Origin of the sequence: Mariniradius sediminis (genome assembly GCF_021491425.1) — a bacterium.
Lineage (GTDB): Bacteria > Bacteroidota > Bacteroidia > Cytophagales > Cyclobacteriaceae > Mariniradius > Mariniradius saccharolyticus.
In genome coordinates, this window is the sequence record NZ_JAKEVZ010000004.1 from 276,333 (window position 1) to 289,041 (window position 12,709).

Below are 12,709 nucleotides of genomic sequence, written 5' to 3' on the forward strand. Positions count from 1 at the left end.
ATCTGTATAACAATTTGTTAACGAAACAAAATTCATAAAAAAAGTATCATTATGAAAAGTTTTAAATTGAAAATCGCTGCTGCTGCATCAGCCATGATGATGTTGGTAGCCACGAGTTGCGAGGATTTTCTTGAAATCCCGGCGATTGGTTCGCTTTCAGAAGCACAGTTGGCTTCTTTGGACGGTATCAATGCTGTTTTGTTGTCTGCATATTCACAAGTGAATGGCAGGAACCAAAGGATGGCATCTCCTTCCAACTGGGTTTGGGGAAGTATTCGTGGTGGAGAGGCCAACAAAGGAACTGACCCCGGTGACTTCACAACAATCAACCCGATCCAAAGGTATGAGGCTGATCCGACGATCAACATCTTGGAAGAAAACTGGAATGGTAACTATGAGGGTATTTCCCGTTGCAACCAGGTACTGAGATTGTTGGACAAGAAAGGTGCGGATGTGTCTGATGCGGCCGCTCTTTCAATCGAGGCTCAGACAAGGTTTTTGAAGGCTCATTATTATTTCCAGCTGTACAGGAACTTCAACAAGGTTCCTATCCTTTCGAAGGATGACGATGCTGGAGGTGATCTCAACCTCATCAAAAACGATAAGGATATGCTTCCTTACATTGAGGCTGAGATGAAGTTTGCTGCTGACAATTTGCCCAATACCCAGCCTCAAGTAGGAAGGGTGAACAAGTGGGCTGCTTTGGCTTACTTGGGCAAAATTCAATTGTATGCTAAAAAGTATGCAGAAGCAAGAGCTACGCTTACAGACGTTATCAATAACGGTGTAACCAGCAATGGATTGAAATATGGTCTGGTTCCTTACTATGACAATGTTTTCAGGGGTGCAAATGACAACCACCAGGAATCCGTATGGGCATACCAGTCTGCTGCCAACACAGGTTCTGTGAACAATGCGAACCCAGAGTTTGACTTGAACTTCCCTTACAACACCGGACCAAATGGCCCTGGTAACTGCTGCGGATTCTTCCAGCCAACCTTTACCTTCGTCAACGCATTTAGAACTGACGCGAACGGTTTGCCTCTCTTGGACAAATCATACAACGCACCTGCAAACAGGGTGAAGAATGACCAAGGTATTGGAACAAACGATCCATTCACTCCTGATACAGGTAATTTGGATCCACGTTTGGACCATACCGTAGGTAGAAGAGGTATCCCTTATTTGGATTGGCAAGATCACCCTGGTTTCGCTTGGATCAGGAATCAGCCAAACGCAGGTCCTTACTCTCCTAAGAAGTATGTCTATACAAGGACAGAAAGGGGTTCCTTCCAAGATAACTCTTCCTGGACTCCTGGTTACACTGGCATCAACTTCCAAATCATCCGTTTTGCTGATGTATTGTTGATGGCTGCCGAGGCGGAAATCGAACTTGGTAACTTGGAAGTTGCTAGAGGGTATGTCAATCAAGTGAGGACTAGGGCTAAAAACAGTATTTTGTTGAGAAGCAACGGTAATCCTGCCGCGAACTATGTCATCGATACCTATAATTCAGCTTGGACGGACGCCAACGTAGCACGCACTGCAGTGAGAATGGAGCGTATGCTAGAGTTGGGTATGGAAGGCCACAGGTTCTACGATTTGGCAAGATGGGGAGTTGCTAAGGCAGAAATCGATTTCTACCTGGCACTTGATGCAACGATCCTTTCATCAGCCTTGGGTGGTTCTGTTTTCGATACTGGAAAAGACGAGTGGTTGCCTATCCCTCAAAATCAAATTGACTTGATGGGTTCTGACATCCTCGTTCAAAACCCTGGATTCTAAAACCTATTTGTAGATATTGTATTGCAAAGAGATGGCCATCGGCCATCTCTTTGTATTTTGTACCAATCGGGATTTTTTTTTTCATAAATCCTTTTTCCAAGCAAGCAATCCCGATTAACTTTCAATCACAAACCCATCATTTCCCAAATCATGAAGCGCTCCACCCCTTTACTGGTATTGATCATATTTTCATTGCTTTCCTGTAAGAAAGACCCCGATACACTGTTTCGCTCGCTTGACGCGAAGAAGACTGGAATAAGCTTCAACAACAACATCGTAGAGACCGATACTTTCAATATCCTCACAGATGAGTACATCTTCAACGGTGGGGGAGTTGCGGTCGGAGACTTCAACAATGACGGTTTGCCTGATTTGTTTTTTACAGGTAACCAAGTGGCAAACAAGCTTTATCTAAATGAGGGAAACCTGAAGTTTAAGGATGTTTCCCAAGAAGCGGGAATTGAAGCCGCAGATCGCTGGAGTACAGGCGTGACCGTCGTGGACATCAATGGGGATGGTCTATTGGATGTGTACGTATGTGCGGCGATGTTCCATTCACCTGAAAAAAGAGCCAATATGCTTTTTGTCAACCAAGGCTTGAATGGATCTGGCGTTCCCCAATTCAAGGAAATGGCGGCGGACTTTGGAGTTGCCGAAAAGGGCAACAGCATGATGGCGACTTTTTTTGACTATAACAATGACGGGCATTTGGACTTGTATGTCCTCAACAACGAACAAAACAAGGCCATACCCTCCAATTACCGCGAAAAGATCACCGACGGTTCTGCCATCAACAATGACCGTCTTTATAAAAACAACGGCAACGGGACTTTTACGGACGTGACAATAGAGGCAGGGATTACCATAGAGGGCTTTGGTTTAGGTTTGGCAGTGGCCGACATCAACGGTGACGGCTGGTCGGACCTCTATATCAGCAATGACTATACTACCAACGACATCCTGTACATCAACAACCAAGACGGCACCTTTTCGAACAGGACTGCCGAGTTTGTACGGCATCAGAGCATGTTTTCCATGGGTTCTGATATCGGTGATTACAACAATGACGGGTACCCGGATATCATTACCTTGGATATGTTGGGAGAGACCAACTATCGGAAGAAGACCACCATTTCCAAAAATTCTTATCAAACCTACATCAGCAACGAACAGTGGGGCTACGAATACCAACATGTCCGCAACATGCTGCATGCGGGCAATGGTCCCGGGATTCCCTACAGTGAGATTGGATTCATGGCGGGGATGTACCAAACGGATTGGTCTTGGTCTCCGCTATTTGTGGACATGGACAATGATGGTCTGCGGGATTTGTTGATTACCAATGGTTTCCCGAGGGACATCACCGACAAGGACTTCGCCAACTACCGGGCGGACGTAGGAAGTGTGGCGTCCCTGCGGCAGTTGCTGGATTCCATTCCAATCGTGAAAATCCCGAATTATTCATTCAGGAATAAAGGGGATTGGACATTTGAGGACGTGGGGGAAGCTTGGGGACTGAACAAACCTTCATTTTCCAACGGTGCTGTATTTGCCGATTTGGACAAGGATGGGGATTTGGATTATGTGGTCAACAATATCAATGACCTGGCTTTCGTCTTTGAAAACACGCTTGACAAGAAAAACCCAACCCATACCTACCTGCGCGTCAAGCTCAAGGGAAATACACAAAACCCATTTGGTATTGGGGCAAAACTTACCCTTAGGTTCGAGGATGGAAGCTTTCTCTACCAAGAACAGCAGCTTTCGCGGGGCTACCTTTCCGCCGTGGAAGACGTGGTTCATTTTGGCTTGGGGACAAAAAACATAGCGACACTTGAGGTCCTTTGGCCAGATGGGACTTTCCAAGCGATTCAAAAGCCCCAATCGAATCAAGTCATTGAAATCAAACATGGTGAAGGAACACAGGTCGGCAAGGAATCACTCAAATTTCCTTTTGTGCCAAAGGCCTTGAACCCCTATCTGAGTGAGGTTTCCGGCAGTTTGGGTATTGACTATGTACACCAAGAAACTGACAAAATCGACTACAACATACAGCGCACCTTGCCGCACAAGTTGACGCAGTTTGGACCAAGTCTGGCGACAGGGGACATCAATGGGGATGGCCTGGAGGATTTCATTGTCGGTTCATCGGCAGGATTCAGCCCGGTAGTATACACCCAATCCAAAGATGGCAGGTTTGCAGGAAGAGAACTGTTTTCCGCAGATATTGACAAAAGGTTTGAGGAAATGGGAATGGTCCTTTTTGACCTCGACAATGACGGGGATTTGGATCTGTACTTGGTATCAGGCAGTCCGGAGTTTTTGCCCGAATCGGAGGAATACCTTGACCGTTTGCTGGTCAATGACGGCAAAGGGAATTTCAGGGAGCAAAAAGGGGCTTTGCCAGCCATCAAATCGAGTGGGTCGGTGGTGCGGGCTGCGGACTTTGACGGGGATGGATTTGCGGACTTGTTTGTAGGAGGCAGAACCGGTATCGGCAAATACCCACTGCCCGAACAATCCCTGATCCTGAAAAACAACAAAGGTACATTGGAAGACGTGACGGATTTGTTTGCGCCGGGGCTTCGCAATATCGGTATGGTGACTGATGCTTTGTGGTCCGACGTGGACAGCGACGGCTTGATGGACTTGGTCGTGGTCGGGGAATTGATGCCCCTGACGGTGTTCCGGAATTTCGGAGACCGATTTGAAAAGTTGCTGGATACGGGAGTTGATAACCACCTGGGCTGGTGGAACAGCATCGCCGCGGCCGATTTCGACGGAGATGGGGACATGGATTACGTCCTTGGCAACATGGGCGCCAACAACTACTACCATCCAAGTGCGGAAAGGCCTGTAAAGGTTTACGCCAAGGATTTTGACAAGAACCAAAGCGTGGATCCTGTGATTTTCACCTATTTCAAAGACAATGAGGGCAAGCCTGTCTCGGTGCCGGCGCACTATTGGGATGACTTGTATGGGCAAAGCACGCTGTTCCGAAGGAAATTTGAGCGCTACAAGCAATACGCGCTGGTAACGGAAGGGACACTGTTCACCAAAGAGGAACTCGAAGGGGTGACCACGCTGACCGGCAACTACGACCGTACGAGCTATCTGGAAAACCTGGGCAACGGGAAATTCAAACTGCATGAACTGCCCCTGCTTGCCCAAATCGCTCCAGTCAATGGCATGACCTTGACGGACGTCAATGCAGACGGAAACATGGACATCCTCCTGGTGGGCAATGATTATGGCAATGAGGTCTTTTCCGGAAGGTATGATGCCTTTACGGGCTTGGTGCTGCTAGGAGATGGTGCGGGCAAGTTTGAGCCTGTGCGAAGCCTTGAGTCCGGATTTTTGGTGCCTGGCGATGCCAAGTCGATGGCGCTGCTGCATTTGGCCGACGGGAGGACCGTCTATTTGGCCAGTCAAAACCGGGGCCGTCTTTTGGCCTTTGTGCCGACGAGGGCGGTGCCTGCCAGTGTGAAAAAGGTTCCTGCGGCGTTTTCGACCGTGGTCCTGAAACAGGCTGATGGCAAGGAACGTAGGGTCGAATTGGCCAACCGTTCCGGATTTTTGTCCAACAGCGGTGGGTTTATCACCCTTCCCGAAGGGGCGAGTGTATTTGGCCTGAATGGAAAAGGAGAGCGGGTGGCCTTGGATGAATAGGCCAAGTGCTTACATGCTCAAATGATTTTGATCGGTCTCCAGTCTCACATTCTAGAAACCGATACCAAGCCCCTTACCCGGTCCCCGCTAAGCGTGAGTTTGCAACTACGCTTTTCTATAGATTTGAATTTGTAATTCACTTGATCTTAAGTTAAATTCAAATGCGGCACTTGGATATCTGTTCCAATTACAAATTGGATTTATAATAGGGGTTGCCGCTAAAGGTATCCGGATAGCTATCCATAACACCCAACCACCATCGAAGGTCTATTCAAGGCCTATACGGCGGTGGTTGAACTTCACTTATGGATAAAGTGCTAAGCTAAGGCAGGCCAAAAACTTTATAAGTGACCAACAGCATGGAATTCTGAACTTTTCCAGCTAATTTAATGTACCATCATGTGTACACAGAATTTAATGTCATGATAGTAATCAGCACGAGAGAATTCCGACAAAATCTCAAAAAATACCTGGATCTGATTGATAAGAATGAGCGCGTGATCATTCAGAGAGGAAAAGGCAAGGTCTATGAAATCTCTAACGAAGTAAAAAATGATCGATTCTTTGATGACCCTGTCGTTCGGGAGCGATTGGCTAAGAGTATTCAGTCGTATTCGGAGGGAAAAACGGTGAAGTTGTCCAATGAGCAGTTGAAAGATCTCCTCGGTATATGACTTTTGAGATAGAGTTCACAATTGAGGCTCTGGAGGATCTTGAAAAGTTGAAGAAAACAGGAAATAAGCCCCTTCTAAAGAAGTTTTTCTCTTTGATTCAGGAACTAAAGGAACATCCGGAAACAGGTACAGGAAAACCAGAAAGGCTCAAACATTTTCAGCAAAATACTTGGTCAAGAAGGATAGATCAAAAGCACAGGCTTGTTTACCTGATCGATGGGGCTAAAATCCTGGTGACTGTTTTAGGGGCCTATGGCCATTATGGTGATAAATAAAATTCACTTCCCAGAGTGGATGGAATTGCATACCGATAGCAATAGACACCACCCAGCCACCACCGAAGGTCTATGCTACTCCCAAGAGGGTGGCACGGCTTTTTCTGGCAGGTTAAAAGATCACAAACAAAACGCAAAAAAAGGCACAATGGGTGGAAATAGGATAATTGCCTCGATTTTGATTCTTTCATTCATTTTTTCTTGTGAGAATGGGGAGAAAAAAGATGCGCTGGAAGATCAAATAGAACCAGTAACTACATTTTATCAAAATGGTAGGTTAAGAGAATCTGGCCTAATGCTAAATGATAAAAAAAATGGATATTATTACGAGTTTCTCGAATCGGGAGAAAAATATTGTGAATTAATCGTGAAGGACGGTAAACTTCACGGGATTCAAAAATGGTTCTTAAATGGTAAACTACATTATATCGAAACTTATGAAAATGGAATCAAAGAAGGGAAGGCAATTAGCTATAATCCAAGGTGCGGTTACATTGAGAAGGAGGGAGAATATAGAAAAGACATGAGACATGGGTTGTGGTATATTTATCAAAAGCAAAAGCTAATTATCGTAGAATTCTACCGAAATGATTCCCTAATTGAAACCATTTATCAGAGTCCAGACTTCGAAAAACCGGACAATTCCATAGAAAATGCACCTCTTCTGTCCGATGACGAGGACTGTTGAATCAAAAGAAATAGCAAAATTTCTCATAGTGTTCCCTCCACTTGGGTGATATTTGGTGTAGGAGCTAGGTTTAGGGGACAAGCCATTTTACCCTAATGATTTTGTTGATCTTTCCGATTTCATTGCTCCCAGGTGGGCTTCCAAACCCTCAAAAACCTGCGCGGTGGGACTCAAAACCGCCGATCGCCATCTTCACCAAAAATACGTCGCCACTCTGCGGATACTTTTCGATCTCAGCGGGAGAAAGGTTTTCTTGCGCACTGGTAATCAGCATCAGGTCCAAATCGTCCCCACCGAAGCAGCAGGAAGTCACATGGGGCACGGGCAATTCGATTTTGTCCAATAGAGCACCTGTCTTGGGATTCCAGCGGTATACGCCTGCGCCTGCATAATGCGCCACCCAAAGCATGCCCTCCCTGTCGATGCACATGCCGTCCGGGAAGCCCAATCCCTCCGGAATCTCCACCGCAATACGCCGAAACCCGATCGCACCTGAGGCGGGATCAAAACTGAATTCCTGGATCTTTTTGGTCGGTGTGTCGATGAAATAAAAAGTGCGTCCATCTGCGGTCCAGGCCATGCCGTTGGAGATGGTGAGGTTTTCCAACTGTACCTGTGGCTGGAAATCAGCGCCGATGCGGTACAGTGCGCCTGAACCCTCCGTAAACCGGGTGCTCAGCGTGCCGATCCAAACGCGGCCTTGGGGATCGACTTTGCCGTCATTGAATCGGTTCAGGGGCAAGTGTTCTTCGACTCCACAGAGTTCTTCGATTTGCTCCGTTTCCCAATCGTAGCGAACCAGCTTTCGGTCCAGACCCAAGATCAATTTGCCGTTTTCCGCTTCCAAAACCACTGCCAAGCGGTGTGGAAAGTATCGGGATTCGAGTTGTCCGCTGCCTAAATGATAGCGGTGGAGCTTGCCTTTTTCGATGTCCACCCAGAAGAAACAGCCGAGTTTCGCGATCCACAGCGGCCCTTCGCCAAGGAAGCATTGGGAGGGAATAGAGGTGATGGTCAGAGCTTGCATGGGGGGGAGGGTTTAGTCCATAGTCCATAGACCATGGAAATATGGGAATCAAGGGATTTCTAGATATGACTTTGGCTTGATCGATTGCTATGGACCATGGTCTATCAACTATCGGCTATTTTTTCCAGTACTGCGCGATTTTCTTTTTCAAAAACGCCACACTGCGCTTCAGTTGATCCATGCCATCGACGCCGTCTTCGATGCTGATCCAGCTGTCGAATCCGACGCGTCTGAGTTCCGAGAAAATGGCGTCGTAGTCATTCATGCCCTTTCCGATTTCGCCATGACTCAGTCGCTTGGCATAGCCGACCGCACCGCCTTCTTCTTTGCGCAGGTCTTCGATCGTTCCGTACTTCAAAAAACGGTCGCTGGCATGCATGGTCAGGACACGTTCCGAAATGTCATACAGCAGGTCCAGGGGATCTTCCCCGGCCAGGAAGGCATTGCTCGGGTCAAAGTTCACCCCAAAGTGCGGGTGGTGGATGGAATTGACCAGCTTGGTGAAGATGGAGCGCTTCTGCGCAAATTCGGGGTATTCCCAGAAGTCGTCTTTGTAATGGTTTTCGATGACCAGGGTGATACCAAGGCTTTGCGCGTAGGGCAGGCAGTTTTCGATGCATTCTTTGGCGAGCTGGATGCCTTCCGATACCGAAAGTTCGGGGCGGTACTGACCGGAAAGCACCCTGCAATATTTTCCGCCGAGTTCGTCGGTCATTTCGATCCAGCGTTTTTGCTTTTCGATTTCATTTTTCCGGAAGGCCTTGTCCCGATGGGTGAAGTCCGGCGAGCAACACATCATGGGGATAACCATGCCTTCGTTTTCCACCATGCGGCGGAACTTGGGCCAGTTTTTTTCATCTGCCATTTCGAGAAATCCCGCATACCATTCCAGCCCGTCAATCCGAAGCGGGGCTGCAAGCTTGACCCAATCGGCAATTTTCATGCTTCCGTCCTTGCAAAGCTGCTGCATAAAGGCCTTTGGAAATGCGGCGATTTTTGGCATCGATCAGTGTATGGTTGAGGTGTCTTTGGGGGCATTTCGCCCGATCATGGGGTATTGTTCGAGGTCTACGACTTGGCCCGATATCGGTCCTGCTTCATCGGAAAGCCAATAGACGCAGGCCGCAGCAATCTCCTCGGGCCAAAGGATCCGTCCCGCAGGCGCATACATTTTGGGAAGGTCTTCGTACCAGGTATCGGAAAGTCCATGGCTTTTTTTCCTTTCCTTTTCCCGCTCGGTCAGTACCCATCCGGGGTTGATTTGATTGACGCGGACGCCGTGATCGCGGATCAAGGAATCCCCCAGATTGCGCGTCAGCGTCATCAAGGCGCCTTTGGAAATGGAGTAGGCAAGTAGGTTGGGTTCCCCGCTCCAGGCATTGACCGAGCCGATGTTCAGGACACAGCCACGGTTTTTGGAGAGTTGGGGTAAGGCTGCCTGGACAAGCAGAAAGGGGGCGACCGCGTTGATATCGAGGACTTTTTGGAGAAAGGCCCGGTCGGTGTTGTGGATGTTGGATTGGACCACCCAAGCGGCATTGTTGACGACTGCATCGAGCTTTCCGAAGCTGTCTACGGCCAATTGCACCAATCGCTCCGGGCAGCCTTCGGCGGCAATATCCTCTTGGTGAAAAACCGCTTTCTCCGCTCCTATTTCCTCCAATACTTCCTCTCCCAAGAAACCTTCCAGTCCGTGCAGGACCAGTTTTGCGCCTTCGGCGGCACAGCGCTTGGCGATGGCCTTGCCGATTCCGGTGGTGCTTCCGGTGACGATGATGACCTTGTTTTGGAGTCGCATGCTATACAGGTTTTAATACAGCCTTTACAATTTGTCCCGAGTGCATTTTTTCAAAAGCATGATGCCATTCGGTGATGGGCCACACGCCGCCGATGATTGGCCGGACATTCAAGGCACCACTCGACAGCAGCGCAATCACCCGCTCCCAAATGGGCCAATTGTGGCTAAAGGTGCCCTGTAGCCGCACGTTTTTCTGTACGATGGGATCAATGGAAAAATCCAATGGCTCTGGTCCCCAACCCACTTTGGTGATTTGTCCGTTGGGGCGGACGAGCTTCATGGCCACCTTGAGGGCGATGCTATGTCCTGCCGCATCCACCACCACGTCCGCACCCAATCCATCCCGCTTTTTGGCCCAGGCCTCGGCTGCATCTTCTCCAATCAGGGTATCACATCCGTAGGCGTTTTTGGCAATTTCCAAGCGGTTTTTATCTACGTCCAAGCCCAAAACTGCCACTTCTGCTCCGCAAAGTCGTGCAATCGCTGCGCAAAGAGTCCCGATGGTTCCTGGGCCGATCACGACGACCCGGTCTCCTGGTTTGATATGGGAGTTTCCGACCAAGGCATTGAAGGCCACACAGCAAGGTTCTGTCAGGCAGGCTTCCTCGAAAGAAAGGTTTTCCGGAACGGCATGTAGGCATCGCGCCGGCACCCGTACAAAGCGGGTCATTGCGCCATTGACCCCGTAGCCAAAGCCCTTGCGGGTCGGGTCCAAGTTGTAGAGTCCCACTTTGCCCATGGGATTTTTGCTGTCAATCACGGCGGCGGTTTCGGAGACGACACGGTCACCGACTTTCCAGCCTGCCACGCGGGCGCCGAGGGCAGCGATTTTTCCGCCAAATTCATGCCCCAAGACGACCGGATAGTTCACCTGCCAACTGTGGTCGGAGGTCCATTGGTGCAGGTCGCTTCCGCAGACCCCCACGTTTTCGACTTCCAAAAGAATATCCTCCTCCCCGATATCAGGGATGGGGATTTCACGGATTTCAACCGAATATTTTTGCTCGGAGTAGTTGACGACTGCGGGAATCTTCATGATTGACATCGTTTAGGCGTTTTGGGGAAAAATGGTTTTTTGTGCATGGATGGCTTCGCAAATCATCCTGAGGGAGGTTTCGAGGTCACCATCGGCTGTCTTAAAGGAATCTGCATCAATTGTCAGCGGAGCGCCCAATACCACCAAGGGCGCCCCGTATTGGGGGCATTGGATGGCCTGCTCGAGGGAAAGTCCACCGACAGCCTGGACGGGTACCTTGACCGCGGCCACAACCTCCCGGAGTTGGTCCAATGGACTCGGCATGCGGTGGCCGGCCGCTGCGATTCCTCTGCGCTCATCGTAGCCAATATGGTGGATGACATAATCGCAACCCAAGTCCTCCAAAAATTTGGCTCCTTCCACCATGTCGGGGCAGATCATGTTGTCGCCCATCACTTTCACGCCGAAGTCTTGTCCTGCCTTGACCACACATTTGATCGTCTCGGCATGGGCCCGGGCCATTACCACCACATGGGTCGCCCCGGCTTTGGCCATCATTTCCGCTTCGAGGTAGCCGCCGTCCATCGTTTTGAGATCGGCTACGATGGGGATGCCCGGAAAGGCTTCCCGTAACTTTCGCACACCATGCAGGCCTTCCGCCAAAATCAGGGGAGTGCCGGCTTCCAGCCAATCCACACCGGCCCGAAGCGCCAAAGCGGCCGTATCCAGCGCCTCATCGATATTCGTCAGATCAAGGGAGATCTGCACAATGGGTCTCATCAGTATTGGGAGTTTTTCTTGCTTTGATTAAATATAAAAGATTTTGCGACTGCCCCCATCTTGATTGGGATGAATGGCAAACAATTTTGGAGTCTATAAACAATTCCAATTTGGATTTGAAAAATGCCTAGGTATTCAATAAAAAAATGAGGCAATAAACTGAAATATCGCAGTGTTAAATAGATCGATTGGAATGGTTCTTTAAGCCATGTCCAACAGGTCCTTAAAGTAGGATGATAGCTTTTTCCAATGAATTAAAGGCCAAATTTCCAAAGTTTGCACTATTTCCGTTGCAGAGGAAATATGATCCCCTTTGGCCGAAATATCATGAGGGCGCTACGAGTACACTACGTATCTGAATTTTGGACTTGACGCTAAAGCTTATTTGTGGCAGTCCTTTCACATTCCATGGACTCCCATTCCAAAAACACATCCCGCTTCGGTATGGGTAGCACAGTATCGGTTTCAAATTGGCAATGAAAATCGGGGCCAAGCTTTCGTTCGAATTTGTCTGCAAATGAACCTTTTTGATTCGAAATGAAACGAAGTTGTGTTATTGTTGACTATCTATCTTGATTCACTGACTGATCCAAATTGAGAGCGGTTTCTAATCCGGACAAGTACCCCAGACGGGGAGGGACAAAGTGATTATCAATACCTTTGTTCTGTAATTAAATTTTTTCATAATATTTTATAGTTTTGGTTAAAAATTGATTGAAACTATCACTGACTTGAAACAGATTACTTAGGATGCAAAATGTACAGGTAAATTTACCTAGTCTTCAGGTTGATACAGCGGTAAGCATAGTTTTTTCACAGGAGTCCAATCGTTCTTATATGCGACTAGATCATTTTGTCGTAGCGATTATCATGTTTGTCGCAGTAACATTTCAGCATTCGATTAAAGACTAATTTTAAAAGGGTGTTTTTTTGGATATTTCGATTCCAGGTCCCGCAAATCATTTTTGTCGCAGCCTGGATTTTGGCGATCGACAAGAAATGAATTGGGTGGTTGGGGAATGAACAAATGAAGAAGC

10 protein-coding genes are annotated in these 12,709 nt (G+C 48.3%); 5 read left to right on the forward strand and 5 right to left on the reverse strand.

What is annotated here, in order from left to right; all coding sequences use genetic code 11:
* The first annotated feature begins 51 nt into the window (after positions 1 to 51).
* The 5 genes from L0U89_RS07275 to L0U89_RS07295 all read left to right on the forward strand — a co-directional run bounded on the left by L0U89_RS07275 (position 52) and on the right by L0U89_RS07295 (position 7,091).
* Positions 52 to 1,785: a RagB/SusD family nutrient uptake outer membrane protein gene (locus tag L0U89_RS07275; RefSeq protein WP_234860921.1), complete on the forward strand. Its 1,734-nt coding sequence runs from the start codon at positions 52 to 54 to the stop codon at positions 1,783 to 1,785.
* Between the two features lie 150 nt (positions 1,786 to 1,935).
* Positions 1,936 to 5,454, forward strand: a complete 3,519-nt coding sequence (locus L0U89_RS07280) for a CRTAC1 family protein (RefSeq protein WP_234860922.1) — start codon at positions 1,936 to 1,938, stop codon at positions 5,452 to 5,454.
* A 422-nt stretch (positions 5,455 to 5,876) separates the two neighbouring features.
* Entirely contained in the window at positions 5,877 to 6,128 is a 252-nt protein-coding gene (locus L0U89_RS07285) for a type II toxin-antitoxin system Phd/YefM family antitoxin (protein WP_234860923.1), read from the forward strand.
* The gene (locus L0U89_RS07290) at positions 6,125 to 6,403 is read left to right on the forward strand and encodes a Txe/YoeB family addiction module toxin (protein WP_234860924.1); all 279 of its coding nucleotides are present in this window, start codon (positions 6,125 to 6,127) and stop codon (positions 6,401 to 6,403) included. The genes L0U89_RS07285 and L0U89_RS07290 overlap by 4 nt, the downstream gene beginning before the upstream one ends.
* Positions 6,404 to 6,422: 19 nt before the next feature.
* A complete protein-coding gene (locus tag L0U89_RS07295; protein ID WP_234860925.1) occupies positions 6,423 to 7,091 on the forward strand; it encodes a toxin-antitoxin system YwqK family antitoxin in 669 nt (222 codons plus the stop codon).
* A gap of 148 nt (positions 7,092 to 7,239) precedes the next feature.
* Here L0U89_RS07295 and L0U89_RS07300 read toward each other — a convergent pair whose 3' ends face one another.
* The 5 genes from L0U89_RS07300 to L0U89_RS07320 form a co-directional block, all read right to left on the reverse strand.
* Complete coding sequence (locus tag L0U89_RS07300; protein WP_234860926.1) at positions 7,240 to 8,118, reverse strand: SMP-30/gluconolactonase/LRE family protein; 879 nt, start codon at positions 8,116 to 8,118, stop codon at positions 7,240 to 7,242.
* A gap of 115 nt (positions 8,119 to 8,233) precedes the next feature.
* Positions 8,234 to 9,121, reverse strand: coding sequence for a sugar phosphate isomerase/epimerase family protein (locus L0U89_RS07305; RefSeq protein ID WP_234860927.1), 888 nt, complete (start codon positions 9,119 to 9,121; stop codon positions 8,234 to 8,236).
* A 3-nt stretch (positions 9,122 to 9,124) separates the two neighbouring features.
* Entirely contained in the window at positions 9,125 to 9,916 is a 792-nt protein-coding gene (locus L0U89_RS07310; RefSeq protein ID WP_234860928.1) for an SDR family NAD(P)-dependent oxidoreductase, read from the reverse strand.
* Position 9,917: 1 nt separating this feature from the next.
* The gene (locus L0U89_RS07315; protein WP_040481490.1) at positions 9,918 to 10,952 is read right to left on the reverse strand and encodes a zinc-binding dehydrogenase; all 1,035 of its coding nucleotides are present in this window, start codon (positions 10,950 to 10,952) and stop codon (positions 9,918 to 9,920) included.
* A gap of 12 nt (positions 10,953 to 10,964) precedes the next feature.
* Positions 10,965 to 11,672, reverse strand: coding sequence for an orotidine 5'-phosphate decarboxylase / HUMPS family protein (locus L0U89_RS07320; protein WP_234860929.1), 708 nt, complete (start codon positions 11,670 to 11,672; stop codon positions 10,965 to 10,967).
* Positions 11,673 to 12,709: the final 1,037 nt, after the last annotated feature.